23 protein-coding genes and 1 other RNA gene are annotated in these 24,428 nt (G+C 70.7%); 17 read left to right on the plus strand and 7 right to left on the minus strand.

What is annotated here, in order from left to right; all coding sequences use genetic code 11:
* Nucleotides 1-58 precede the first annotated feature (58 nt).
* Nucleotides 59-862 (minus strand): DUF5067 domain-containing protein, encoded by an 804-nt coding sequence (locus tag WML84_RS00460; protein WP_347344186.1) that lies wholly within the window; start codon nucleotides 860-862, stop codon nucleotides 59-61.
* Between the two features lie 140 nt (nucleotides 863-1,002).
* On the opposite strand from WML84_RS00460, the gene ftsE reads away from it, so the two are divergent.
* From ftsE to purU, 9 genes are all read left to right on the plus strand, one after another.
* Nucleotides 1,003-1,962: a cell division ATP-binding protein FtsE gene (gene ftsE / locus WML84_RS00465; protein ID WP_347344187.1), complete on the plus strand. Its 960-nt coding sequence runs from the start codon at nucleotides 1,003-1,005 to the stop codon at nucleotides 1,960-1,962.
* Complete coding sequence (gene ftsX, locus WML84_RS00470; protein ID WP_347344188.1) at nucleotides 1,959-2,870, plus strand: permease-like cell division protein FtsX; 912 nt, start codon at nucleotides 1,959-1,961, stop codon at nucleotides 2,868-2,870. The genes ftsE and ftsX overlap by 4 nt, the downstream gene beginning before the upstream one ends.
* Nucleotides 2,871-2,941: 71 nt before the next feature.
* Nucleotides 2,942-3,418: an SsrA-binding protein SmpB gene (gene smpB, locus WML84_RS00475; RefSeq protein WP_347344189.1), complete on the plus strand. Its 477-nt coding sequence runs from the start codon at nucleotides 2,942-2,944 to the stop codon at nucleotides 3,416-3,418.
* 217 nt (nucleotides 3,419-3,635) lie between these two features.
* Nucleotides 3,636-4,964, plus strand: coding sequence for a serine hydroxymethyltransferase (gene glyA / locus WML84_RS00480; RefSeq protein WP_347344190.1), 1,329 nt, complete (start codon nucleotides 3,636-3,638; stop codon nucleotides 4,962-4,964).
* Nucleotides 4,964-6,181 (plus strand): sarcosine oxidase subunit beta family protein, encoded by a 1,218-nt coding sequence (locus tag WML84_RS00485; protein ID WP_347344191.1) that lies wholly within the window; start codon nucleotides 4,964-4,966, stop codon nucleotides 6,179-6,181. Before glyA ends, WML84_RS00485 begins: the two co-directional genes overlap by 1 nt.
* A 28-nt stretch (nucleotides 6,182-6,209) precedes the next feature.
* On the plus strand, nucleotides 6,210-6,518 hold the full coding sequence (locus WML84_RS00490) for a sarcosine oxidase subunit delta (RefSeq protein WP_347344192.1): 309 nt from the start codon (nucleotides 6,210-6,212) through the stop codon (nucleotides 6,516-6,518).
* Nucleotides 6,515-9,424, plus strand: a complete 2,910-nt coding sequence (locus tag WML84_RS00495) for a 2Fe-2S iron-sulfur cluster-binding protein (RefSeq protein ID WP_347344193.1) — start codon at nucleotides 6,515-6,517, stop codon at nucleotides 9,422-9,424. The genes WML84_RS00490 and WML84_RS00495 overlap by 4 nt, the downstream gene beginning before the upstream one ends.
* The gene (locus WML84_RS00500; RefSeq protein ID WP_347344194.1) at nucleotides 9,417-10,061 is read left to right on the plus strand and encodes a sarcosine oxidase subunit gamma family protein; all 645 of its coding nucleotides are present in this window, start codon (nucleotides 9,417-9,419) and stop codon (nucleotides 10,059-10,061) included. Before WML84_RS00495 ends, WML84_RS00500 begins: the two co-directional genes overlap by 8 nt.
* Nucleotides 10,058-10,918, plus strand: coding sequence for a formyltetrahydrofolate deformylase (gene purU, locus WML84_RS00505; RefSeq protein ID WP_347344195.1), 861 nt, complete (start codon nucleotides 10,058-10,060; stop codon nucleotides 10,916-10,918). Before WML84_RS00500 ends, purU begins: the two co-directional genes overlap by 4 nt.
* A gap of 3 nt (nucleotides 10,919-10,921) precedes the next feature.
* Here purU and WML84_RS00510 read toward each other — a convergent pair whose 3' ends face one another.
* The gene (locus WML84_RS00510) at nucleotides 10,922-12,313 is read right to left on the minus strand and encodes a GntR family transcriptional regulator (RefSeq protein WP_347344196.1); all 1,392 of its coding nucleotides are present in this window, start codon (nucleotides 12,311-12,313) and stop codon (nucleotides 10,922-10,924) included.
* Between the two features lie 148 nt (nucleotides 12,314-12,461).
* Here WML84_RS00510 and WML84_RS00515 point away from each other — a divergent pair, with 148 nt between their 5' ends.
* The 5 genes from WML84_RS00515 to WML84_RS00535 all read left to right on the plus strand — a co-directional run bounded on the left by WML84_RS00515 (nucleotide 12,462) and on the right by WML84_RS00535 (nucleotide 18,555).
* Complete coding sequence (locus WML84_RS00515; RefSeq protein ID WP_347344197.1) at nucleotides 12,462-13,844, plus strand: MFS transporter; 1,383 nt, start codon at nucleotides 12,462-12,464, stop codon at nucleotides 13,842-13,844.
* A gap of 93 nt (nucleotides 13,845-13,937) precedes the next feature.
* Nucleotides 13,938-15,365 (plus strand): NAD(P)/FAD-dependent oxidoreductase, encoded by a 1,428-nt coding sequence (locus tag WML84_RS00520; protein ID WP_347344198.1) that lies wholly within the window; start codon nucleotides 13,938-13,940, stop codon nucleotides 15,363-15,365.
* A 21-nt stretch (nucleotides 15,366-15,386) separates the two neighbouring features.
* On the plus strand, nucleotides 15,387-16,271 hold the full coding sequence (locus WML84_RS00525) for a dihydrodipicolinate synthase family protein (protein ID WP_347344199.1): 885 nt from the start codon (nucleotides 15,387-15,389) through the stop codon (nucleotides 16,269-16,271).
* Between the two features lie 37 nt (nucleotides 16,272-16,308).
* Complete coding sequence (locus WML84_RS00530) at nucleotides 16,309-17,808, plus strand: aldehyde dehydrogenase family protein (protein ID WP_347344200.1); 1,500 nt, start codon at nucleotides 16,309-16,311, stop codon at nucleotides 17,806-17,808.
* A gap of 90 nt (nucleotides 17,809-17,898) precedes the next feature.
* On the plus strand, nucleotides 17,899-18,555 hold the full coding sequence (locus tag WML84_RS00535) for a GntR family transcriptional regulator (RefSeq protein ID WP_347344201.1): 657 nt from the start codon (nucleotides 17,899-17,901) through the stop codon (nucleotides 18,553-18,555).
* 19 nt (nucleotides 18,556-18,574) lie between these two features.
* Here the strand turns inward: WML84_RS00535 and WML84_RS00540 are convergent, their stop codons facing one another.
* From WML84_RS00540 to WML84_RS00550, 3 genes are all read right to left on the minus strand, one after another.
* The gene (locus WML84_RS00540; protein WP_347344202.1) at nucleotides 18,575-19,537 is read right to left on the minus strand and encodes a D-glycerate dehydrogenase; all 963 of its coding nucleotides are present in this window, start codon (nucleotides 19,535-19,537) and stop codon (nucleotides 18,575-18,577) included.
* Nucleotides 19,534-20,733, minus strand: coding sequence for an aminotransferase class I/II-fold pyridoxal phosphate-dependent enzyme (locus WML84_RS00545; protein WP_347344203.1), 1,200 nt, complete (start codon nucleotides 20,731-20,733; stop codon nucleotides 19,534-19,536). The genes WML84_RS00540 and WML84_RS00545 overlap by 4 nt, the downstream gene beginning before the upstream one ends.
* 73 nt (nucleotides 20,734-20,806) lie before the next feature.
* The gene (locus WML84_RS00550) at nucleotides 20,807-21,478 is read right to left on the minus strand and encodes an SIMPL domain-containing protein (protein ID WP_347344204.1); all 672 of its coding nucleotides are present in this window, start codon (nucleotides 21,476-21,478) and stop codon (nucleotides 20,807-20,809) included.
* Nucleotides 21,479-21,605: 127 nt separating this feature from the next.
* On the opposite strand from WML84_RS00550, the gene ssrA reads away from it, so the two are divergent.
* Nucleotides 21,606-21,974, plus strand: a transfer-messenger RNA (tmRNA) gene (gene ssrA / locus WML84_RS00555).
* Nucleotides 21,975-22,119: 145 nt separating this feature from the next.
* On the opposite strand, the gene WML84_RS00560 is transcribed toward ssrA, so the two are convergent.
* Together WML84_RS00560 and WML84_RS00565 are read right to left on the minus strand one after the other, a co-directional pair.
* The gene (locus WML84_RS00560) at nucleotides 22,120-22,464 is read right to left on the minus strand and encodes a tyrosine-type recombinase/integrase (protein ID WP_347344205.1); all 345 of its coding nucleotides are present in this window, start codon (nucleotides 22,462-22,464) and stop codon (nucleotides 22,120-22,122) included.
* A 5-nt stretch (nucleotides 22,465-22,469) separates the two neighbouring features.
* Nucleotides 22,470-22,727 (minus strand): tyrosine-type recombinase/integrase, encoded by a 258-nt coding sequence (locus WML84_RS00565; RefSeq protein WP_347344206.1) that lies wholly within the window; start codon nucleotides 22,725-22,727, stop codon nucleotides 22,470-22,472.
* 152 nt (nucleotides 22,728-22,879) lie between these two features.
* Between WML84_RS00565 and WML84_RS00570 the strand changes: the two genes are divergently transcribed.
* Nucleotides 22,880-23,452 carry a helix-turn-helix transcriptional regulator gene (locus tag WML84_RS00570; RefSeq protein WP_347344207.1) on the plus strand — a complete coding sequence of 191 codons (573 nt, stop codon included), beginning with the start codon at nucleotides 22,880-22,882 and terminating at the stop codon, nucleotides 23,450-23,452.
* A gap of 2 nt (nucleotides 23,453-23,454) precedes the next feature.
* Nucleotides 23,455-24,039: a hypothetical protein gene (locus WML84_RS00575; RefSeq protein ID WP_347344208.1), complete on the plus strand. Its 585-nt coding sequence runs from the start codon at nucleotides 23,455-23,457 to the stop codon at nucleotides 24,037-24,039.
* Nucleotides 24,040-24,428: the final 389 nt, after the last annotated feature.

The following is a 24,428-nucleotide window of genomic DNA, read 5'->3' on the forward strand; positions in this document are numbered from 1 at the left end:
AACGGGCCCGTACGGGTGAGCGTGGTGGACACGCCGCCGCCGAAGGGCGGCGCTCAGCTCACTGCACGCTGATGGTGGTCGTGGCGAGCATCGTGTCCTTGAAGCTGATCAGCTCTGTCACTTCGATCGTGACGTCAGTCGTGCTCGTGAGCACGAAGGCGTCCTGTACCGCAAGAGACGCACCGGGCTTGAGATCCTTCATCGAGTTCGACAGATCCGAGCCGTCGACGCCGATCGCGGTCTCGAGCTCGACTCCATCCTGGAACGCCTTCACGGAGGTCGCGAACATGAAGTTGGCGTCCTTCTTGCTGTTGTTTGTGAAGGTGAAGTTGACGATAAGCGCTGGCCTGCCCTCGTAGTCGACGCCCTGGGTGGCGCTGTCGATGGTCACTGCATAATTCGAAGCGGCGACGTCCTCTGCGGCGGACGCCTCGAGCGTGGGTTGGTCGCCGGCGGGCGGGCTCACCGACGTGTCCGAGCTGCCGAAGGTCTCGTCGACCGCCGCCTGGACGACCGTGAGGAAGACGACGACCCCGACGATCGTTCCCACGATCGCGAGGACCAGCCCGGCGACCGCCGGCCACTTTCCGCCCTTCATGAACAGTGCGACGAGCGACAGCACGAACGCGATCGGCAGCAGGATCCAGCCGACGATGAGGGCGCCGGGGATGCAGGCGAAGACGAAGCCGACGATCGCTACCACGAACGCAATGACGCTCAGGACATGCGGCTTCGCCTTCGGTGCCGGCGCCACGTTCCCGTCGATCGGCGGCGGTACGGAGACTGCGGGATCGCCGGGCGGCGGAGGCGGATTGGTCATGGTGTCCCCCCTGGGAATGTCGATTTGGAGATGCGCATGCATACATGCGTGCTTGTGTCCTCCATTCATAGCAAAGCCCGAGGACATCGGGGGACCGGGGGCGGGTCGTGTCGGCGCGGATGCCGCGGCGCGCGGGTGTCGCGCACGGGCTGCGCGCCGGGCGCGCTTAGGCTCGTCAGGTCATGATCCGGTTCGAGAACGTCACCAAGCGGTATCGCGGAACGAAGAGGCCGGCGCTGAGCGACGTCGACTTCGAGGTCCAGCGCGGCGAGTTCGTCTTCCTCGTCGGAGCCTCCGGCTCGGGGAAGTCCTCGTGCCTGCGCCTGATCCTCCGGGAGGACACCCCGAGCGACGGCCGCGTGGTCGTGCTCGGGCGCGACCTGCGCAAGCTCTCCACGCGCAAGGTGCCCTACTTCCGTCGCCACATCGGCGCGGTCTTCCAGGACTTCCGGCTGCTGCCGAACAAGACCGTGTTCCAGAACGTGGCGTTCACGCTGCAGGTCATCGGGTCGTCGCGCGGCTTCATCCAGCAGGCCGTGCCTGAGACCCTCGCGCTCGTGGGGCTCGACGGCAAGGAGAAGCGGATGCCGCACGAGCTCTCCGGCGGCGAGCAGCAGCGCGTCGCGATCGCGCGCGCGATCGTGAACCGTCCGCAGGTGCTCCTCGCCGACGAGCCGACCGGAAACCTCGACCCGGCGACCTCGGCCGGCATCATGCAGCTGCTCGCCCGCATCAACGCGGGCGGCACGACCGTCGTGATGGCCACGCACGAGGCCGGCTTCGTCGACCAGATGCAGCGCCGTGTGCTCGAGCTGAGCGACGGCGTGCTCGTGCGCGACGACCGTCAGGGCGGCTACGGCCAGCGCGCCGCCGCGCCCCGCCTGACGCCCGCCGCCGAGAAGGGTGCCGAGTCGACCGCCGCGCTGACGGCCGTGCTCGAGCTGCAGCGCGAGATCGCCGCACGTCCGGTCGAGCCCGTGCCGGCCCCCGCGCCGGTCACGGCCGAGCCGGTCGCGACCACCACGCACCCGATCGCGATCGACGTGCCCGAGGTCGACCTCAACGAGCTGGGACTGAGGGGCGTCGACGTCGAGCGCCTCGGCCTCGGCGACCAGGACGATGAAGTGGGGCCGACGTCGTGAGGGTGCAGCTCATCCTGTCCGAGGCGCTCTCCGGCCTGCGCCGGAACGCCTCGATGGTCGTCTCGGTCGTGCTCGTCACGTTCGTCTCGCTCACCTTCGTCGGCGCCGCGATGCTCATGCAGATGCAGATCGGCAAGATGCGCGACTACTGGGTGGACCGCGCGCAGGTGGCCGTCTTCATGTGCCGAGAGGGCGCGGCGACGACGACCTGCACGGGCGGCGTGGCGAACCAGGAGCAGCTCGACGCCGTGCGCGAGAAGCTCGAGAGCCCGGCGCTGGCGGGGATCGTGCGCGACATCCGCTTCGAGGACCGCGAGCAGGCGTACCAGAACCTCCTCGAGCTCGAGCCCGACTACGCCGACCTCGTCACCGCCGACCAGCTCAACGAGACCTATTGGGTCAACCTCGTCGACCCGAGCCAGACCGACGTGATCGCGGAGGCGTTCGGCGGCATGGACGGCGTCGAGGAGGTGCGCGACCAGATGCAGTATCTCGAGCCGCTGTTCTCGGCGCTCACCGTCGCGACCTACATCGCGGTCGGCATCGCCGTGCTCATGCTCGTGGCGGCCGTGCTGCTCATCGCCACCACCATCAGGCTGTCGGCGTTCGCGCGAAGACGCGAGCTCGGCATCATGCGCCTGGTCGGGGCATCCAACCGCTTCATCCAGACCCCGTTCATCCTCGAGGGCGTGTTCGCCGCCCTCCTGGGCTCGCTCCTGGCGGGCGGCGCGGTGGTCGCGGGCATGTACTTCGGCGTCGACCGCTACCTGCGCGAGCGGGTGCCGTTCGTGACGACGTGGGTGGGGATGCAGGACGCCTGGATCGTGATCCCGCTGCTCGTCGTCATCGGGGCGCTCCTCGCGGCGCTGTCGGCCGGCTTCGCGATCCGACGCTGGCTGCGCGCCTGAGCCGCGCCGCGAAGGGCTAGACTGGCACGCTGCCGTGCGCACCGGGCCGCGGCGTGCGAAGGGGAGTCGTCATGGTCAAGGAACGCGGTGAGAAGGTCGTCGCGACCAATCGTCGTGCGCACCACGACTACGCCATCGAGAAGACATACGAGGCGGGGCTCGTCCTCACCGGCACCGAGGTCAAGTCGCTTCGCCAGGGGCGCGCGAACCTCGCCGACGGCTACGCCTACATCGACGGCGGCGAGGCGTTCCTCGACGCCGTGCACATCCCCGAGTACTCGCAGGGGCACTGGACCAACCACGCCACGAAGCGCACCCGCAAGCTGCTGCTGCACAAGGACGAGATCATCAAGCTCTCGCACGCGGTGAGCGCCGGAGGCTACACCCTCATCCCGCTGAAGCTCTACTTCTCCGACGGTCGGGCGAAGGTCGAGATCGGGGTGGCGAAGGGCAAGCGCGAGTACGAGAAGCGGCAGACGATCCGCGAGCGCGAAGACAAGCGCGAGGCCGAGCGCGCGATGCGCACCCGGAACCGCCTGGGGGAGTAGGCGCCCGTTCGCCCCGACGGCTTCGCCGTCTGCACGGTCGCGCGCCGACTCCGCGGATGCCGCGCGCCCGACGCGATTCCGCCCTGGTCGCGTGCGTCGGCGGGCGGTGGATGCCTGCACCGGGACCGATCGGTTGACACCGCCCCAGCTGACGGGTAGCTTGTCCAACGACTGATATATTAGTCGAGCTCCACCGTCCCATACAGGAGGAGATGACGTGGTCGACGTCCTGACCGGCACCCTGGCCGAAACCGATCCCGATGTGAAGGCGGCGATCGACGCCGAGCTGAGGCGCCAGCAGCAGACGCTGGAGATGATCGCGTCGGAGAACTTCGCACCGGCGGCGGTGATGGCGGCGCAGGGGTCGGTGCTCACGAACAAGTACGCCGAGGGCTATCCCGGTCGTCGCTACTACGGCGGCTGCGAGCACGTCGACGTCATCGAGCAGCTCGCCATCGACCGCGTGAAGGCGCTGTTCGGCGCCCGGTTCGCGAACGTGCAGCCCCACTCGGGCGCGCAGGCGAACGCGGCGGCGATGTCCGCGCTGCTCGACCCGGGCGACACGATCCTCGGCCTGTCGCTCGCGCACGGCGGTCACCTGACCCACGGCATGCGGATCAACTTCTCGGGACGGCTCTACGACGTGGTGCCGTACGAGGTCCGCCGCGAGAGCTTCCGGGTCGACATGGCCGACGTGGAGCTGATCGCGCTCGAGAGCCGGCCGAAGCTCATCCTGGCGGGCTGGTCGGCCTACTCCCGCCACCTCGACTTCGCCGAGTTCCGCCGCATCGCCGATCTCGTGGGCGCCTACCTGATGGTCGACATGGCGCACTTCGCGGGCCTCGTCGCGGCGGGGCTGCACCCCAACCCGGTGCCGTACGCCGACGTCGTCACCACCACCACGCACAAGACGCTCGGCGGTCCCCGTGGCGGCGTGATCCTCACGAACAGCCCCGAGATCGCCAAGAAGGTCAACTCGGCCGTCTTCCCGGGCCAGCAGGGCGGTCCGCTCGAGCACGTCGTCGCGGCCAAGGCGGTCGCCTTCAAGCTGGCCGGCGAGCCGGCCTTCCGCGAGCGCCAGGAGCGCACGCTGGCGGGCGCCCGCATCATCGCGGAGCGCCTCACGCGACCGGACGTCGCCGAAGGGGGCGTCTCGGTCGTGAGCGGCGGCACCGACGTGCATCTCGTGCTCGTCGACCTGCGCGACTCCGAGCTGGACGGACAGCAGGGCGAGGACCGGCTGCATCGCATCGGCATCACCGTGAACCGCAACGCGGTGCCGTTCGACCCCCGGCCGCCGATGGTCTCGTCGGGTCTCCGCATCGGCACACCCGCCCTCGCGACGCGCGGCTTCGACGACGCCGCGTTCCGCGAGGTCGCGGAGATCATCGCGACGGCCCTCAGACCCGGCTTCACCGACGAGGTCGCGGCGGAGCTCGCCGCGCGCGTCGCGAAGCTCGCCGCCGAGCATCCGCTCTACCCCGGCCTGACCGCCTCGCCGGGCATCGACCGCGCGGGCGAGCCCGGCAGAGACGAAGCACGCTGATGGCCGATCTGCTCCCCGAGCACCCCGACTTCCTCTGGCGCAACCCCGACCCCAAGCCGTCGTACGACGTCGTGATCGTCGGGGGCGGCGGACACGGCCTCGCGACCGCCTACTACCTCGCGAAGAACCACGGCATCACGAATGTCGCGGTGCTCGAACGGGGGTGGCTGGCGGGCGGCAACATGGCCCGCAACACGACGATCATCCGCTCGAACTACCTGTGGGACGAGTCCGCCGCGATCTACGAGCACTCCCTGAAGCTGTGGGAGCAGCTCCCCGAGGAGCTCGAGTACGACTTCCTGTTCAGCCAACGCGGCGTCATGAACCTCGCGCACACGCTGCAGGACGTCCGCGACTCGGTGCGTCGCGTCGAGGCCAACCGGCTCAACGGCGTCGACGCCGAATGGCTCGAGCCCGCCGAGGTCAAGGAGCTCTGCCCGATCATCAACATCGGGCAGGACATCCGCTACCCGGTGCTCGGCGCGACCTATCAGCCGCGAGCGGGCATCGCGAAGCACGATCACGTCGCGTGGGCGTTCGCACGCAAGGCCGACGCCTACGGGGTCGACCTCATCCAGAACTGCGAGGTCACCGGGTTCGTCAAGGACGGCGATCGGGTCGTCGGCCTCGAGACCGGTCGCGGGCGCATCGCCGCCGGCAAGGTCGTGCTCTGCGCGGCCGGGCACTCCAGCGTGCTCGCCGAGCTCGCGGGCTTCGACCTGCCGATCCAGTCGCATCCGCTGCAGGCGCTCGTCTCCGAGCTGCACGAGCTCGTGCATCCGACCGTCGTGATGTCGAACCACGTGCACGTCTACGTCTCGCAGGCGCACAAGGGCGAGCTCGTCATGGGCGCCGGCGTCGACGCCTACAACGGGTACGGCCAGCGCGGCGCGTTCCACATCATCGAGGCGCAGATGGCGGCCGCCGTCGAGCTGTTCCCGATCTTCGCCCGCGCGCACCTGCTGCGCACGTGGGGCGGCATCGTCGACGTCACGCTCGACGCGTCGCCGATCGTCGGCAAGTCGCCGCTGGAGAACCTCTACGTCAACTGCGGCTGGGGCACCGGCGGCTTCAAGGGCACGCCGGGTGCCGGCTGGACGCTGGCCCACACCGTCGCCACCGATCAGCCGCATCCGCTCAACGCCCCGTTCTCGCTCGAGCGCTTCGTCACCGGCGCCCTCATCGACGAGCACGGCGCCGCAGCGGTCGCGCACTAGACCACGACTTCAGGACGAGGAATCCAGGATGCTGCTGATCAGCTGCCCCAACTGCGGCCCGAGGGACGAGACCGAGTTCCACTACGGAGGACAGGCGCACGTCCCGTACCCCGACGACCCCGCCGCGCTCACCGACGAGGAATGGGCGCGCTACCTCTTCTACCGCGCGAACCCGCGCGGCCTGTTCGCGGAGCGCTGGGTGCACGTGGGCGGGTGTCGCAAGTGGTTCAACGCCGTGCGCGACACGACGACCTACCGCATCGCCGCGGTCTACCGCATGGGCGAGCCCCGCCCCGTGCTCTCCGGCGAACGCGCCGCCACGGGAGGTGCCGCATGAGCAGCCAGCCCCATCGCCTGCCGGACGGCGGGCGGATCGACCGCACGACCGAGCTCTCGTTCACGCTCGACGGGCGCGCCTACGCGGGGCATCCCGGCGACACCCTCGCATCCGCGCTGCTCGCCGCCGGCGTCGTCGAGACCGCCCCTTCGATGTACCTCCGGCGCCCCCGTGGCGTGGTCGCGGCGGGCATCGAGGAGCCCAACGCGCTGGTGAAGGTGCGCCGGCCCGGTCAGTCGACGACCGAGTCCATGCTGCCGGCGACCACGGTCGAGCTCGTCGACGGCATCCAGGCGTGGTCGCTGTCCGGCCTCGGGCAGCTCGACCCCGAGCCCGACACCTCGATCTACGACAAGAAGTACGTCCACGCCGACGTGCTCGTCGTCGGCGGGGGACCGGCCGGCCTCGCCGCCGCCGACGCCGCCGCCGCGACCGGCGCCCGCGTCATCGTGATCGACGACCAGCCCGAGCTGGGCGGGTCGCTGCTGTCCGAGCCGGATGCCGTCGTGGACGGCCGTCCCGCGCTCGACTGGGTCGCCGCGGTGCGCTCGCGCCTCGAGGCGGCGCCCGAGGCCGTGGTGCTGACGCGCACGAACGCCTTCGGCAGCTACGACGCGAACTACGTGATCGCGTTGGAGAGCCGCACCGACCACCTCGGCGCCGGTGCGGTCGCGCTCGGCGCGGCCGGCGTCTCGCGGCAGCGGCTGTGGCACATCCGCGCCGCTCGCGTCGTCGTCGCAACGGGCGCCCACGAGCGGCCGATCGTGTTCCGCAACAACGATCGCCCCGGCGTCATGCTGGCCTCCGCCGTGCGCACCTACCTGCGGCGATACGGCGTCCGCGCCGGCTCCCGCGTCGTGGTCGCCACGACGAACGACAGCGTCTACCCGCTGGTGGGCGAGCTGCGCGGCGCCGGCGTCGAGGTCGTCGCCGTCGCCGACGCCCGGCCCGAACGCTCGCCGGCCGCCGAGGCCGCGATCGCCGACGGAGTGGCGGTGCTGCCGGGGACGGCCGTGATCGACACCGCGGGCGCCCCGCGCGTGTCGTCGGCGAGCGTGTGCACGGTCGACGATCAGGGCGTCGCGGTCGGCGCGCCGCAGCAGCTCGCGTGCGACCTCGTCGCTGTCTCCGGCGGGTGGAGCCCCGTGGCGCAGCTGCACAGCCAGCGCCAGGGCCGGATGCACTGGGACGACGAGCTGGTCGCCTTCGTGCCCGCCGGCATCGTGGCCGATCAGGTGGTCGTGGGTGCCGCTCGCGGCAGCCTCCGCCTCGACGACGCGGTCGCAGAAGGCGGATGGGCGGGTGCACGAGCGGCATCCGCGGCCGGCTCCGGCGACGACGACGGCGGGGCGGAGGCGCTCCCGCCGGTCGTCCCGGCCGGCGTCACACGCCCGCTGTGGCTCGTGCGCACCGCGGACGACGCCCTCGACGGCCTCGGCGAGCACTTCGTCGACCTGCAGCGCGACCAGACCGTCAAGGACGTGCTCCGTGCGACGGGCGCGGGCCTGCGCAGCGTCGAGCACGTGAAGCGCTACACCTCGATCAGCACCGCCAACGACCAGGGCAAGACGTCGGGCGTCAACGCGATCGGCGTGATCGCGGCGGCGTTGCACGACGGCTCCACGCCCGGCGAGATCGGCACCACGACGTTCCGCGCGCCGTACGCGCCGGTCGCCTTCACCGCCCTGGCCGGCCGCGAGCGCGGCGACCTCTTCGATCCGGCGCGACTCACGTCCATCCATCCCTGGCACGTCGCGCACGGCGCCGAGTTCGAGATCGTCGGGCAGTGGCTGCGCCCCTGGTACTACCCGCGGCCGGGCGAGTCGATGGACGACGCGGTGCTGCGCGAGTGCACCGCGGTCCGCACGTCGGTCGGCATGATGGACGCCACGACCCTCGGCAAGATCGAGATCCGGGGGAGGGATGCCGGTGCGTTCCTCAACCGCGTCTACACGAACGCGTTCGCCAAGCTCGCGCCCGGATCGGCGCGCTACGGCGTGATGTGCACGCCCGACGGCATGATCTTCGACGACGGCGTCACGCTGCGCCTCGACGAGGAGCGCTTCTTCATGACGACCACCACGGGCGGCGCGGCGCGGGTGCTGGACTGGCTCGAGGAGTGGCATCAGACCGAGTGGCCCGAGCTCGACGTCACGTTCACCTCCGTGACCGAGCAGTGGACGACGATCGCCGTGGTCGGGCCCGACTCGCGCGCGGTCATCGCGAAGGTCGCGCCGGAGCTCGACGTGACGAACGACGCGTTCGGCTTCATGACCTTCCGCGAGACGACGCTCGCGTCCGGCATCCCGGCGCGCGTCTGCCGCATCTCGTTCTCGGGCGAGCTGGCGTTCGAGATCAACGTGTCGGGCTGGTACGGGCAGCGGGTGTGGGAGGACGTGCACGCCGCCGGCGCCGAGTTCGACATCACGCCGTACGGCACCGAGACCATGCACGTGCTCCGCGCCGAGAAGGGCTACCCGATCGTCGGGCAGGACACCGACGGCACGGTGACGCCGCAGGATGCCGGCATGGCGTGGGTCGTCTCGAAGGTGAAGGACTTCGTCGGCAAGCGGTCCTACTCCCGGGCCGACACCGCGCGCACGGACCGCAAGCACCTCGTCTCGGTGCTGCCGGTCGACACCGGCTTCCATCTGCCGGAGGGCACCCAGCTCGTCGAGTCCGGCATCCCGGTCGACCCGACCGCCGGGCCCGTGCCGATGCTCGGGCACGTCACGTCGAGCTACCGTTCGGCGGCGCTCGGCCGGACCTTCGCCCTCGCCCTCATCGAGGACGGCCGCAACCGCATCGGGCAGACGCTCGTCGCCCCCGTCGGCGATCGGCTCGTCCCGGTCGTCGTCGGCGAGACCGTCCTCTACGACCCCGAAGGGAAGCGTCGCGATGGCTGAATCGCAGTCCCCGCTCCGGATCCGCGACACCGCCGGGCTGCGACGCAGTCCGGCCGCCCACCTCGCCGACTCGTTCGCGGCGGCGTCGTCGGCGGACGTCGCGCTGCGCGAGATCCCGTTCCGCACCATGGTCGGGCTGCGCGTGCTGCCCGGCGCCGACGCCGCCGCCCGCGTCGAGTCGGCCCTCGGGCTCCTGCTCCCGCGCCGCGTCGGCACGGTGAGCGCATCGGATGCCGCACGCGGGATCTCGGTGCTCTGGCTCGCGCCCGACGAGTTCCTCGTCGTCGCCGACGGGGACGCGCCGGGCACCGCGCCGGACGAGCTCACGGCGCTGCTGGCGGAGGCGCTCGACGACGCGCCCGGCGCCGCCGTCGACCTGTCGGCCAATCGCACCACCTTCCGGCTCGAGGGCCGCGCCGCCCGCGACGTGCTCGAGAAGGGCTGCCCGCTCGACCTCCACCCGCGCGTCTTCGCCACCGGTGCGGCGTTCGTCACGCGGCTCGGGCCGGTGCCGGTCGTCGTGCACAGGGTCGGCGCCGATGCGTACGACGTCCTGCCGCGCGCCTCGTTCGCCGACTACCTGGGCCGATGGCTCGTCGACGCGATGGCGGAGTTCGCCGCTCCGAGGCCTCGATGACCGCGTCGGCCCGCGAGCACGTGCTGACGCTCGACTGCGAAGAGCGCCCGGGGATCGTCTCCGCGGTGTCGGGCTTCCTCGCCGAGCGGGACTTCGACATCCTCGACATCGTGCAGTTCGGCGATCGGCGCGGCGGGCACTTCTACATGCGCGTGCAGTTCGAGACGCCCACGACCGTCGACGCGAGCGATCTGGCCGACGGCTTCGCCCCCGTGGCGGAGCGGTTCGGCATGACCTGGCGGGTGCGGCCGGCATGGCAGCGCACACGCGTGCTCATCATGGTCTCGCGCTTCGGACACTGCCTGAACGACCTGCTCTTCCGTGCGCGCATCGGCGAGCTGCCGATCGAGATCGTCGCCGTGGTGTCCAACCACGAGGACCACCGCGGGCTCGTGGAGTGGCACGGCATCCCGTACCACTGCATCCCGGTGACCCCCGACACCAAGCCGGCCGCCGAGGCCGAGCTGCTCGCGCACGTCGACGCGTACGCGGCCGAGCTCGTCGTCCTCGCCCGCTACATGCAGGTGCTCAGCGACGCGCTGGCGACGCGCATGACCGGTCGGGTCATCAACATCCATCACTCGTTCCTGCCGTCCTTCAAGGGGGCGCGCCCCTACCACCAGGCGTGGGAGCGCGGGGTCAAGACGGTGGGCGCCACCGCGCACTACGTGAACGCGGAGCTCGACGAGGGACCCATCATCGCGCAGCAGGTCATCGAGGCCGATCACACCCACTCGCCGGAGGACCTCGCCGCCGTGGGACGGGATGCCGAGTGCAAGGCGCTCACCGACGCCGTGCGCTGGCACTGCGAGGGACGGGTCATCCTCAACGGCAACCGGACCGTCGTGCTGCGCTGACCGTCACGCGTCGCGCGGCGACGACTGCAGCAGACGCACCTGGCCGAGCATGTAGGTCGCGCCGGCGTCCATCTTGTCCTGCCAGGCGCGCACGGCGGCATCCTGGTCGTGCGCGCGCACGCCCGCGAGGAGGGCGGCGTCCTGCGCGACCATGCGGTCGGCCGGATAGTCGTAGTGCACACCCATGAGGTCGATGAACATGACGAGCTGCTGGGTGAACGAGTCGAGCATCGAGGGGATGCGGGACAGCCCGGACGCGTGGGCGAGCGCGATCTGGAACTCGCTGTCGAACCGCTGCATGGCGACCTTGTCGCCGCCCTCGATGCTGCGGGCCAGGCCGTCGACGAGCGCCTCCAGCTCGGCCGCGTCGAGATCCCGGCGGCGGCTGGCGGCGCGCACGGCGATCGAGCCCAGGGCACGACGGGCCGCGTACATCTCCAGCACGTCGGAGATCGAGGGGAGGCGCACGGCGATGCCCCTGCCCGCGGCGACGGTCACGAGCCCCTCCTCGGCGAGCGACTGGATGGCCTGCTGGGCTCGCGCGCGTCCGATGCCGAGCCGATCGGCGAGCACCCGCACCGAGATGTCGTCGCCGATCTCGAACGCGCCGTCGCGCACACCCGACCGGATCTCGCGCAGCAGGTCCGCCTCGATCGCGTGGGGCCCGGTGCGTGCCACCGGGGCGACGCCGGTGCGGGCGACCGGCATGGGGCCGGTCCGAAGAGTCGGCGGCGAGACGGCGGATGCGCCGAGCCAGACGAACGGAGCGCCCGGGTGCGGGTACCAGCGGCGGAGCCGCTGGTCGATCTCGGCGAGCGGCTCGTCGACGAGCAGCTCGGCGAGGCCGCTCAACGGCTGCAGCAGGCCGTACCATTCGCGCGGTCCGGCGCAGCGGAGGACGTGATCGGGCGGGATGCGGCCGGCCGGCACCGTGCCGGTGGTCAGGATCACCGCGGTGCCCCTGCCGACCGCCTGCTCGGCTCGGGTCCAGAAGGCGGCGACCCGCCCGCGCGCCCGCGCGGCCGTCGCCGGCGCGGCGGAGACGGTGAGGCCGGTGCGCAGGACCTCGGCGGCGAGCAGGGCGCGCAAGCGCACCTGAGTGCGGGCGCCGACCGGCGCGTAGGCGCGGGCGGGCGTGCGCTCGACGGGCTCGAGCAGCACGTGCGACCCGGCGCTCGTCACGGCGACGCCCGCGATCGTCAGCGGTCGGCGGGCGACGAGGTCGGCCAGCGCGGCGGAGGCCGCCGACGGCGCGGGGTAGGTGCGCCACAGGCGCGACACGCGCGACTGGCTCGTGCCGATCGCCTTCGCGATGCCCCGGCTCGAACAGCGCCGGGGCAGCAGCCACAGCGGGGCGGTCAGCACCGCCCTGGTGAGCTCGTCGGCATCGGTCACACGCTCATCGTAGCGATGGGCTGACTCAGCGACTCAGGTTGCGGACAGTCCTTTTCGGACCGTTGACCAGTGTCGGCAGGCATCCCTACCCTCTGACATATCAGTCGGCGACTACGGTAGTCGCTCAGATCCAGTCAGGAGACTAACCGTGAGTAGTCCAGCCACCAAGAGCCAGGTGACGTCGCCGCAGTTCAAACGCAGGTTCATGATCCGCCTCATCGCCGTCCTGATCGGCGGGATGTTCCTCGACGGGTACATCCTGGGCATCCTCGGCCCGGTCTTCGGCAACATCGAGAGCGAGCTCAGCATCGATGTCATCTGGATCGGCCTGATCGCCGCGGGCCCCCTGTTCGGCATCTTCGTCGGCTCGCCCCTGATGGGCTGGGCGACCGACAAGTTCGGACGCAAGCCGATGTTCCTCATCGACATGGCGCTGTTCGTCATCGCGTCGGCGGCGCAGTTCTTCGTCGCGGGCGAGGGAGTGGCCGCGGCTCTGCAGCTGTTCATCATCCGGTTCCTCATGGGCGTGGCGATCGGCGGCGAGTACGCCATCGGCTGGCCGCTGCTCTCGGAGTTCTCGCCGCCGAAGATCCGCGGCCGGCTGCTCGGCGCGACGGTGTCGGCGTGGTACATCGGGTTCATGTTCGCGTTCATCGCCGGCACGGTCATGAACAACGCCGGGCTGCCGTGGCGCGTCGTCATCGGCTCCAGCACGCTGCTGGCCGTCGTCATCTTCGTCGCGCGGCTCGGCCTGCCCGAGTCGCCGAGCTGGCTCATCGGCAAGGGACGGCGCGACGAGGCGCTCGCCATCGCACGGCGCTACATCCAGTCCGCCGAGCTGCACGAGAGCATCACCCAGGAGATCGACCTCCGCGTCATCCAGCTCGAGCAGGCCCGCGTCGACGCGAAGAAGCACGCCCCGGCGTCGTTCGCCACCCTGTTCTCGTCGCAGTACTGGCGCGTGACGCTGTTCACCGCGGGCTTCTGGTTCTGCGCCGTCACGCCCTTCTTCGCGATCGCCACGTTCGCCGACCAGGTGCTCGCCCCGTACGGCATCCACTCCGGCGGCATCGGCATCTCGGCCCTCGCGGCCGCGGGCGTCATCATCACCGTGCTGCTCATCGACAAGCTGGGCCGCCGCATCCTCACCGTGCCCACGCAGTGGCTGTGCGCGGTCATGCTGCTGGTCATCGGCGTGTGGACGGATGCCCCGGTCGTCGTCATCGCGACGCTGTTCTTCGCGTTCGCCTTCTTCAACGGCGGATACAACACCCTCACGCAGATCTACCCCTCCGAGCTCTACCCGAGCGAGGTGCGCGGCATCGGCATGGGCTTCGCCGCCGCCGTCAGCCGGATCGGTGCGGCGCTGGGCACGTTCGCACTCCCGTGGTCGATGGAGAACCTGGGGGCCGGCACCTCGATGATCATCGCCGCGGGCATCGCCTTCGTCGGCGCCGGGCTGTCCCAATGGCTCGCACCGGAGACCAAGGGCAAGAGCCTCGCCGAGACCGCGCAGGGCTACTCGCACTGACTCCGTCCACCGTTGCGCGGCTCCCGGGCCGCGCAACGGTGGACCTCCCGGTCGATGCGACCGGCATCGCAGAAGAAGGGCACGCTCACAGCAATGAAAGATGCAGTCATCGTCGGAGGAGGGCTCGCCGGGCTGTCGGCGGCCTGGCGACTGCGCCACTGGGACATCGAGCTGCTCGAGTCCGATCATCGCGTCGGTGGGCGGATCCGCTCCGAGCGGCGCGGCCGGTACTGGCTGAACTGGGGCGGCCACGTCATCGCGGGGCCCGGCTCGTCGACCGACGAGCTGCTGAACGAGGTGGGTGTCACCGCCGTGGCGGTGCCCGGCTCGTTGAAGGCGCTGTCGATGAACGGCAGACTGCTGCGCAACGGCCGCGTCGCCTCCTACCCGTTCCTCATCCCGATGCCGCTCGCCGCGCGGGCGGCCGTGCTGACCGGTGGCGTGAAGCTCGCCGCCGCGGTGGCCCGCTACCTCGCCGTGGTGCGCCAGCGCCCCGGCGAGTCGGGCGCGCAGCGCCAGCAGCGCATCTACGACTTCGAGAACGAGCGCACCTTCCACGAGTTCACCGGCGACCTGCCCGAGGATGCCGCGGAGCTGTTCAAGGTGACCGTGATCCGCTCGGCGGGCGACCCCGACACGCTCGCCGCCGGTGCCGGCATCGGCTACTTCAGCCTCGTGCTGGGATTCGGCGAGGGACTGAACCGCGGCATCGTCGGCGGCCCGTCGACGCTCACCGAGTCGATCGCGGTCGCGCTCGGCGACCGCGTGCGGCTCGGCGCCGCCGTGCAGGAGATCGCGCACCGCAAGGACTCGGTGGTCGTGCGGTACCGGCAGGACGGCGAGGAGCGAGAGGTCGAGGCGCGCACGGTCGTGCTCGCCACCCCGGCGACGGTCGCGCATCGGGTCGCGGTCGACCTGCCCGTCGACGTGCGCGAGGCCCTCGGCAAGGTCGTCTACGGCCCGCACGTGAGCGCGGCGTTCCTCACCGACGAGACCGGGCCCCGCGACTGGGACGACCTGTACGCGATCGCGACCCCCAAGCGCTCGTTCGCGATCGCGCTGAACCAGGCCAGCATCGTGCGCAGCACCGAGCGCGATCGCCAGCCCGGCGGCAGCATCATGACGTTCTCGCCCGGCAGCCTCGGCCGCGCGCTGCTCGAGAAGAGCGACGACGAGATCGTCGAGACCCACCTCGCAGACCTCGAGCGCGTGCTCGGCGCGGGCTTCGCGGGCAGCGTGGTCGAGGCGCACGCATCGCGCTGGGAGGACGGCTCGCCGTACAGCTTCCCCGGCCGGGCGAAGCTGCAGCCGACCCTGCTGCGCGGCGGCAGCCGGGTGTTCCTCGCCGGCGACTACCTGGGCACCCTCTACACCGAGACCGCGATCACGACCGGGTTCTCCGCGGCGCAGGAGGCCGCGAGCCTCCTCGCCACCGACCGCCAACGCCGCGTGCCACGGCCTGCCAGGCTGACGCAGCGGCATCCGTCGGATCGCCGGTCTCCCGATTCCCTCGCCTCCTGACCTCACCGAAAGGCACCGTCCATGACCGATTCCCTCCGCGGGGTGCTCGTCGCCCTCGCCACCCCGTTCACCGCCGACGGCGCCCTCGACGAGTCGCGCCTGCGGCAGCTCGTCGACCGGACGATCGACGGCGGCGTGCACGGCGTCGTCGCCTGCGGCTCGACCGGCGAGTTCACCGCGCTGAGCTCCGACGAGCGGCGGCTCGTCGTCGAGACCGTCATCGATCAGACCGCCGGACGCGTTCCGGTCGTCGCCCAGACGGGCTCGGCGAGCACGGCCGAGGCCATCGCGCTGACCAGGCACGCCGAGGCCGCCGGGGCGAGCGTCGTGATGCCGGTCGCGCCGTACTACGAGACCCTCTCGTTGGCCGAGACGACCCACTACCTCAAGCGGGTCGCGGGCTCGACCGGCCTGCCTGTGATGCTCTACAACATCCCGTCGGTGACCGGTGTCGACATCACCCCCGACGTCGTCGCCGGCCTCGCCCGCGAGGTCGACAACATCCGCTACATCAAGAACACGACCGCCGACATGGCCGAGTCGGCGCAGCTGATCCACCACTACTCCGACCTCGTCGGCACCTTCGTCGGCTGGGACAGCCTGGCGCTGTGCTCGCTCGTGTCGGGCTCCGCCGGGATCATGGCCGGGACCGCCAACATCGTGCCCGCGCAGCTGGTCGCCGTGTACGACGCGGTGCGGGCGGGGGATCTGGATGCCGCGCGCTCGGCCTGGGCCGCGGTGTACCCGCTCCTCGACGCCACACTGTCGACGAACTTCATCGTCGCGGTGAAGGTCGCCCTCGAGGCCGCCGGCTTCCCCATCGGCGGGCCCCGCGAGCCCTTCCTGCCGCTGGACGACGAGACCGCGTCACGCATCGCCGGCCTCGCGAGCGCCTTCCGCGCCTGAGCTCCCATCCCGAACACGACGACCACTGGAGAACCTGATGAGCGAGACCACCACCACCTCCGTCCTGCGCGGCTCCGGTGCCGCCCTGCTGAACGAGGGCGACCTCCCGCTCGGCGCGCACTTCGTCGACGGCGCCTTCCGCGAGGGGGCGTCCGGCACGTTCTCCGACATCGTGGACCCGGCCACCGAGCAGGTGCTCGCGCGCACACCGCTCGGCACCGCCGACGAGGTCGACGACGCCGTCGTGGCCGCGCAGGCCGCTCTGCCGGCGTGGGCCGGTCGCACGCCCCGGCAGCGGGCCGACGTGCTCAACGCCGTCGCGAACCGGCTCGAGGAGAACGCCGACCTGCTCGCGCGCGTCGAGTCGGCGAACACCGGGAAGCCGCTCGAGGTCTCGCGCGACGACGTGGGCCAGACGATCGACTGCATCCGCTTCACGGCCGGCGCCGCCCGCGCCGGCACCTCGATCGCGGCCGGCGGCTACGCCGCCGACCACCTGTCGGTGATCGTGCGGGAGCCGCTGGGCGTGGTCGGCGCCGTCACGCCGTGGAACTATCCGCTGCTCATGGGCGTCTGGAAGATCGCGCCGATCCTGGCCGCGGGCAACACGCTCGTGCTCAAGCCCGCCGAGTCGACCCCGCTGTCGACCCTCAAGCTCGCCGAGCTGACCGCCGACATCCTGCCCGCCGGGGTGCTGAACGTCGTCACCGGCAAGGGGAGCACGGTCGGGGCGCGTCTCGCCGAGCATCCCGACATCGCCATGATCGCGCTCACCGGCTCGGTGAACAGCGGCAAGTACGTCGCGAAGGCCGCCTCCGACACGCTCAAGCGCGTGCACCTGGAGCTCGGCGGCAAGGCGCCCGTGCTCGTGTTCGCCGACGCCGACCTGCCCGCGGCGGCGTCGTCGCTGCGGTTCGCGGGGTTCTGGAACGCGGGTCAGGAGTGCGGCGCCGCCTGCCGCGTGCTCGTCGAGGCCTCGGTCGCCGAGGAGTTCGTCGACCACCTCACGCGCGAGGTCGCGAGCTTCGTGGTCGGCGAGCCCGCCGCCGGCGACGAGGTCGAGATCGGGCCGATGATCTCCCGCGAGCACTACGAGCGCGTCCAGGGCCACCTCGCACGGGCGGCGGAGCAGGGCATCCGGGCCAGCGTCGGCGGAGGACCGCTGGAGGGGGCGGGCTTCTTCATCGCGCCGACCGTGCTCGTCGACGTCCCGGAGGGCGCCGAGTGCGCGACCGAGGAGATCTTCGGACCGGTCATCACGGTCGAGACGTTCGAGACCGAGGACGAGGCCATCCGGCGCGCGAACGCCGGTCCGTACGGCCTCTCGGCCTCGGTGTACACCGAGAACGCCCGGCGCGCGATCGACCTCCCGTCGAAGATCGACGCCGGCACCGTATGGGTGAACGCGCACCTGGTGCTCGCGAGCGAGATGCCCTGGGGCGGGTTCAAGTCTTCCGGCTACGGGCGCGACCTCTCCGCGTACTCGATCGACGACTACTCGCGCACCAAGCACGTGATGCACAACCACGCGCGCTGAGGTCCTCCGGCCGGCGCCGGACCCCGCAGGGAGCGGAGGCGCCGGCCGGGCTCACCGGGCCCGCGTGCGCGCAGCCCATAGACTACGGATGTGCCGACCCTGGAAGAACTGGACGGGCGCTCGCTCGCGGACTATGCGACGGACGTGCTGCGCGATCGCCTCATCGTCCTCGACATCCCGCCGGGCACGCCGATCAACGACGACCTCATCGGCAAGGAGCTCGGCATCGGCCGCACGCCGGTGCGCGAGGCGATCAAGCGACTGGAGTCCGAGCACCTGGTCTCGGTCTATGCGCGCCGCGGCACCTTCGCCTCGACGGTGGACATCACCGATCTGGTCGAGATCTCGGAGATCCGCGCGCGGCTCGAGCCCCTGGCCGCCGCCCGCGCGGCCCGCTTCGCCACCCCCGAGCAGCAGGCGCGGCTCGCCGAGCTCCTCGAGGCGCTGCGCGCCGCCGACCTCGGCCACACGCACACGCGAGAGCTCATGCGGCACGACCTCGACGTGCACCGGGCGATCTACGCGGCATCCGGCAACGCGCACCTCCAGAACGTCCTCATCACCTACGACAACCTCGCGACGCGCATCTGGTGCCTCGTGATCGGCCGGATGCCGCACGTCGAGGACCATGTCGGCGAGCACGTCGCGCTCCTCGAGGCGGTCCTCGACGGTCGGGCGGACGATGCCGAGCGCATCGCCCGCGAGCACGTCGACGGGTTCGAGCACGCGGTGCGCGCGGTGATCTGACGCCGCTGCGTGATCGGCGTCAGCGCGTGATCGGCGTGGGCGGCTGGTCACCCCGGAGGACGGCGAGCACGTTGTCGGCGGCGAGCGTCGCCATCGCGGTGCGCGTCTCGACCGTCGCCGAGCCCAGGTGCGGCAGCAGCACGACGTTCTGGAGCCGCAGCAGAGCGGGGTGCACGCGCGGCTCGTGCTCGTAGACGTCCAGGCCGGCGCTCGCGATGACCCTCTCGTCGAGCGCCGTCGCGAGGGCGTCCTCGTCCACGATCGGTCCGCGCGCGGTGTTGACGAGCACGGCCGACGGCTTCATCGCGGCGAGCTGCCGAGCGCCGATCAGGTGGTGGGTGGCCGGGCTGTAGGGGCAGTGCAGCGAGACGACGTCCGCGATCTCGAGGAGCTCGTCGAGCTCGACGCGGCGGGCGTCGAGCTCGGCCGCGACGCCGGGGTCGACGGCGCTGCGCGACTGGTAGACGACGTCCATCCCGAATGCTCGCGCGCGGCGCGCGGTGGCCCGCCCGATGCCGCCCATGCCGACGACGCCGAGCGTCTTGCCCTGCAGGCCGGTGCCGAGGAGGAACGACATCCCCCACTTCCAGGCGTCGCCCGAGCGGATGAGCCGCTCGCCCTCGCCGAGCCGCCTCGTCGCCATCAGGATCAGGGCGAACGCGATGTCGGCGGTGGCCTCGGTGAGCACGCCCGGCGTGTTCGTGGCGACGACGCCGCGTTCGGAGCACGCCGCGACGTCGATGTTGTCGTACCCGACGGCGACGTTCGCGACGACCTTCAGCCGGGGGCCGGCGGCATCCAGCAGCTCGCGGTCGATGCGGTCGGTGAGCAGGCTCACGACGGCGTCGGACCCGGCCGCGCGGCGGAGCAGCTGGTCGCGGCCGATGGACTCGGCGCCGGTCCAGGCATCGACGTCGTGCTCGGCGCGGAGCCGCTCGACGGCGGCATCCGGGATCCGGCCGGTGACGAGGATCCGGCTCATGCCGCCTCGATCCACTCGCGCAGGCGGCCGAGCCCCTCGGTGATGTCGGGGAGGTCGATGCCGGAGTAGGCGAGGCGGATGTACTGGCGCTCCTCGCCGGGCTGGCGCCGTCCGAAGTGCTCACGGGTGCAGAACGACACGCCGGTGTGCTGCAGGGCGGCGGTGGCGAACTCGGCAACGTCGGTGAGGCCCATGCGCGCCATCGTGTCGGTGACGTCGGGGAACAGGTAGAACGTCGAGTGCGGCACCGCGACGTGCATCCCGGGGATGGCGTTCACCGCGTCGCACGCGGCGTCTCGTCGCTCGCGCAGCACGTCGAGCATCTGCCGCACCGGCTCCTGCGTGCCCCGCAGCGCCTCGACGCCCGCCCACTGCACGTAGTGGGTGGTGCACGACTCGTCGTTGGTGTTCAGCGTGCCGAAGGCGTGGGCGAGCTCGACCGGGGCGACGGCGCACCCCAGGCGGGATCCGGTCATCGCGAACTTCTTGCTGAACGTGTAGAGGATGACGGTGCGCGCGGCCATGCCGGGGAGCGATGCGATCGACTGCGAGACGCCCTCGTAGCGGGCCTCGAAGTAGGCCTCGTCGGAGAGCACCCACAGGTCGTGCTCGATGGCGAGCTGCGCGATCGCCTCGCGCTCGGCGGCGGTGGACTCGGCCGAGATGGGGTTCTGCAGGTCGTTGTAGACGATCGCGACGGTGTTCGGCGTGATCGACGCGCGCACCTGGTCGAGGTCGATCGCGAAGCCGTCGTCGGTCGGCAGGTAGCGGTACGGAACCGCCCGCCCGCCCAGATAGTCGATCTGCGACTCGTAGATCGGGTAGCCCGGGTTCGGGTACAGGACCTCCTGACCGGGATCCATGACCGCCTGGAGGAACTTGCCGATCACCGGCTTGCCGCCGGTCATCACGACCACGTTGTCGGGGGAGAGGTCGATGCCCCGGCGCGAGCCGAGGTCGTCGGCGAGCGCCTCGCGCAGCAGCGGGATGCCGGGACCCGGGCAGTAGCCGGTGCGACCGTCGGCGATCGCGGCGTTCATCGCCTCGACGATGTGGGGCGCGGTCGGGATGTTGATGTCGCCGAGATGGAAGGGGTACACGCGGTTGCCCTTCGCGCTCCACGCGGCCGCGGCCTGCGCGACCCGGAACGCGGTCTCGGTGCCCAGGCGTTCCAGCCGGTGTGCCAGTCGTTGCACGGTGCCCCCTGATACTGCGGTCGACGATCTCCGCTCTCTAGTATGGCACTGATATATCAGAAAGGGAAGAGGGTCAGCGGGCCGTGAAGCGCGCCTCGACCGACGCCGAGACCACGAGGTCGTCGGGCTGGAAGTCGACCGCGGGTGAGCCACCGGCATCCATCGCCATGGCCGACCGCGCCATGCGCAGCGGCTGCGGGCCGGCGCCGGGGTCGCCGTGACCGGTGAGCAGGCCCGGGTCGGCGATCTCGAGCGGCGTCACCGTGCCCCGGCCGATCGCGCTCGCGTAGGCGGTCGCGCGCTCGACCGCGACCGTGACCGCCGCGGCCGCGACCTCGCGCTCGACGCGGGCGCGGGTCTCGGGGGAGAGCTCCCACTCGACCGAGCCGACCTGCAGGCCGTCGTTCTCGGCGACGCCGTTGAGCCAGTCCGAGAGCAGCATGAAGTCGGTGAACGTCGCGGTGAACTCCACCGACGCGTGGTGGACGAGGTCGAGCTGGCGGCCCTCGGCGTTCCACGGCCGCTCCGACCAGACCGACACGCGCTGGCTCGACCACTCGGCGACGGCGCCGGCCGTCTTGCGTTCGGTGAGGTCCGCGCGCACGGGCGCGGCGAGAGCGGCGATCCGTTCGACGACGCCGCCGCGGGCGGGACCGTCGACGCGGGCGGTGACGTGCGCGATCGCGCGCTCCGGCGCGATGCGCGTCTCGTGCGAACCGCGGACCGTGATGGTGACTTCGTTCATGCCCAGACTCTACGCCGCCGGGAATGGTGCGAGGAGGGCGACGGTTGTATGCTGGGAGGCTCGGATGCCACGGCATCCGGATCTGACAACTCCACAGCGTGACAGCGGCCCTGCCGGAAGGCTCCACGGGGATGATCGGTTTCGACATCGCCTGCGAAGCTGCGGGAAGCGGGCCGAGGATGCAGGGTTATCTCGTTAACGATCTCTGCGAACCAATAAGTGCCGAACCTAAGCGCACTGAGTTCGCCCTCGCTGCCTAAGCGAGCCTGAACTCCGTCAGACCGTAGGCGATCCCGCTACGGATCCTGGCGTCATCTAGGGATCTCGCTGCGCGACGGCGTCTGGACGTCGCGCGGGACTTCTCCCAGACTGGGCTCGTCGACCTAGGTGTCTGTGACAAAGGTCGGAGCCGAGCAGAACGCTCTCACAGACTGCGCCCGGAGAAGACGCAGTATCCCAGCGATGGACGGGGGTTCGATTCCCCCCATCTCCACGAGCCGTTGTCACGGAAAAGGGTCAGAAACCCGCGGAAGTGCGCGGATTCCTGGCCCTTTTCGTTTGCTCTCGCTCGACGCGGTTTCGCGATCTGCCCACAATTTGCCCACAGTTTCGGGGCTCGACCACGGATTTGCCCACACAACTCATACCTGAATGATCCGGCTGACATCAGCCGCGAGCGCACCCTGATCGAGACGCGCGGCGACATCGGAGAGGTCGTCCTCGAAGAGGTCGGCGTACGTGTCGAGCGTCATGGCTGCGGACTTGTGGCCGAGCATCCGCTGCACCGCCTTGACGTCCGCGCCCGACGAGATCGAGAGGCTCGCCGCCGTGTGTCGGAGGTCGTGCGGTGTGAGTCGCTCGACGCCGGACCGCTCGAGCTCTGCGGCATACGAGGAGGTCGTGCCGACACTCGTTTTCGCCCGCCCCAGGTGGTTGCCGTCGGCGTCGGTGAACGCGAGGCCGTCCGGACTCTTGCCGCGGCACATCTCCTTCAGCGGCTCTTCGATGAACTCGGGAAGAGGACGATCCGCCGCTCCCAGTTCTTCGGTGCGCCGATGACGATGCGTCCTTCGACCTCGACGGAGGCTCGGTTGACCGGGATACGTTGGCGCTCGAAGTTGATGTCGCGGAGGTGCATGCCGATCGCCTCGCTCCAGCGGAGTCCGCAGTACGACAGCACGAGGATGAACGTGCGGTATGTCGACGTGCGAGTCGCCTCGGCAAGCTGGATCACCTCGCCGTGCGTCACCAGTTGCGCCGCGACTTCTCGGAGCGCTCCGCGGGCAGATACCGGGCACCGCGCGCGTGTTAGTCCGTCGTCCTGGCACGACAGCTTGCAGACGGCAGAGCGGATTCAGGTAGAATATGTCTTCAAAGTCATAATATTGATCGGAGGGCGTGATGGCTGCTTCAACGCTCATCCGCGCCGCGCGCAAGAGCCGGCGACTCACCCAAAAGCAACTCGCAGAGCGCACCCGCATCGATCAGAGTCGTGTCTCCCGGTCGGAGGGCGGGCGAGATACGGAGTTCGGCACCGTAGAGCGATTGCTCGCGGGCGCGGGGCATCGGCTGTACTCCGCACCGACCCAGCGCGACGACGCGGCGACTGCGGCTGAAGAGATCCGGCGTCGGTTGGCAGCGGGCGATAAGGAGGGCGCTCTTCGCGCGCTACTGCAACTCAACGACAACCTCCTCGCTGAGCGCGGGTTGGTGCGAGGGGTTCTCGGCCTGGCAGAGCCGGCGTCAACGCAGCATCGAGCGTGGGATGCCGCGCTCGCCGGGCTCGTCTCCTGGCGGCTGCGAGAGGGAGGGCTCCCCGCACCTGAGTGGGTATCCGATCCGAGCCGGTATCTCCGCGCGCCCGCGACGCTCGAGGTTGATCCGGCCGACCCGTCTCCGCCCGCGTCGGAAGTGCCCGACGAGTTCGCTGAGCGCGGCGTGCTCGTCTGGCGTGACACCTTCGCGAGCGTGTGAGCATGGCGACGACGCTCGGCAGAGAGGACATCCTCGGTGGGCTGAGGGCGCTCATCACGGAGCTGCGCGCCTCTCACCAGGTCGCAGGTATCCGGATCGTCGGTGGAGCTGCTCTGGCGCTCCGCTATTTCGACCGCGGCACGACGCAGGATCTCGATTCGCTCCACATCGAGCCGGGAAGCGACGCCGAAGTCGGAGCGGCCGCGGCGAAGGTGGCGCAGTCCCGCGGGTGGGATCCAGGCTGGCTGAACTTCGACGTCGAAAAGGCTGATGCGCTTCCCACGTTCGGCCGCAGGCCGGTCCAGTGGGAGACCAGCTACGCCCACGACGGCATCGTGATCCAGGTCGCCGCGAAGGACGCGATGCTGGCGATGAAGCTGCGCGCCAACCGGCCCGGCCGCGATACCAACGATATCCGGCAGCTCCTGCGACTGTGCGACGTCACGACACTCGATGACGCCGAGGAGCTCTACGAAGACTTCTATCCGGGGGATGCGCTCTCGGACCGCGCCGTGAAGATGGTCGTCGCCATCCTCGAGGGCGGGCTGCCGGACGAGGTACGCTCGCCAGGACCGATTGAACTCTAGCGACGCGATCAGAGGACACCTCGATGAGCGCTCCGACGGCGAGAGGTTAGTGGTCGGGCCCGGCTCCATTTCCCGCCGCTCGCTCGTTGCAGACTCCGCGCTCCGCGCTCCGCTTACCAACCGCGCGCTCTGGGCACTACGCCGACCCCGACCACTGACTCGGCCGGCTGTCGGAGCACCGAGGAAAATCAACACCGATCCGGACAGTTCGAGACAGTTCAGGAAAGCTCGAGAATCCCCGTAATTCCGCGGTTCTGGGCAATAAGGGCTCTGGCGCCTCGCACCCCGCTGCTCGTATGGTGGGGGCCAGGACGTGGGACGGCAGGGAGGGGGCCGACATGGCCGTGATCGAGCGACGCGATGTGTACGGTTTGGGGGAGCCGTGGCAT

The organism is Microbacterium sp., assembly GCF_039812165.1.
In the GTDB taxonomy this organism is placed as follows: domain Bacteria; phylum Actinomycetota; class Actinomycetes; order Actinomycetales; family Microbacteriaceae; genus Microbacterium.

What these genes read in the sequence shown, in the direction of transcription:
- purU (WP_347344195.1), top strand. Translation starts at nt 10,058, where the DNA reads ATGACCGCGTCGGCCCGCGAGCACGTGCTGACGCTCGACTGCGAAGAG.
- WML84_RS00530 (WP_347344200.1), top strand. Translation starts at nt 16,309, where the DNA reads ATGAGCGAGACCACCACCACCTCCGTCCTGCGCGGCTCCGGTGCCGCC.
- WML84_RS00575 (WP_347344208.1), top strand. Translation starts at nt 23,455, where the DNA reads ATGGCGACGACGCTCGGCAGAGAGGACATCCTCGGTGGGCTGAGGGCG.
- ftsE (WP_347344187.1), top strand. Translation starts at nt 1,003, where the DNA reads ATGATCCGGTTCGAGAACGTCACCAAGCGGTATCGCGGAACGAAGAGG.
- WML84_RS00560 (WP_347344205.1), bottom strand. Translation starts at nt 22,464, where the DNA reads ATGTGCCGCGGCAAGAGTCCGGACGGCCTCGCGTTCACCGACGCCGAC.
- WML84_RS00490 (WP_347344192.1), top strand. Translation starts at nt 6,210, where the DNA reads ATGCTGCTGATCAGCTGCCCCAACTGCGGCCCGAGGGACGAGACCGAG.
- WML84_RS00570 (WP_347344207.1), top strand. Translation starts at nt 22,880, where the DNA reads ATGGCTGCTTCAACGCTCATCCGCGCCGCGCGCAAGAGCCGGCGACTC.
- WML84_RS00520 (WP_347344198.1), top strand. Translation starts at nt 13,938, where the DNA reads ATGAAAGATGCAGTCATCGTCGGAGGAGGGCTCGCCGGGCTGTCGGCG.
- WML84_RS00540 (WP_347344202.1), bottom strand. Translation starts at nt 19,537, where the DNA reads ATGAGCCGGATCCTCGTCACCGGCCGGATCCCGGATGCCGCCGTCGAG.
- WML84_RS00550 (WP_347344204.1), bottom strand. Translation starts at nt 21,478, where the DNA reads ATGAACGAAGTCACCATCACGGTCCGCGGTTCGCACGAGACGCGCATC.
- WML84_RS00525 (WP_347344199.1), top strand. Translation starts at nt 15,387, where the DNA reads ATGACCGATTCCCTCCGCGGGGTGCTCGTCGCCCTCGCCACCCCGTTC.
- smpB (WP_347344189.1), top strand. Translation starts at nt 2,942, where the DNA reads ATGGTCAAGGAACGCGGTGAGAAGGTCGTCGCGACCAATCGTCGTGCG.
- WML84_RS00485 (WP_347344191.1), top strand. Translation starts at nt 4,964, where the DNA reads ATGGCCGATCTGCTCCCCGAGCACCCCGACTTCCTCTGGCGCAACCCC.
- WML84_RS00495 (WP_347344193.1), top strand. Translation starts at nt 6,515, where the DNA reads ATGAGCAGCCAGCCCCATCGCCTGCCGGACGGCGGGCGGATCGACCGC.
- WML84_RS00460 (WP_347344186.1), bottom strand. Translation starts at nt 862, where the DNA reads ATGCATGCGCATCTCCAAATCGACATTCCCAGGGGGGACACCATGACC.
- WML84_RS00500 (WP_347344194.1), top strand. Translation starts at nt 9,417, where the DNA reads ATGGCTGAATCGCAGTCCCCGCTCCGGATCCGCGACACCGCCGGGCTG.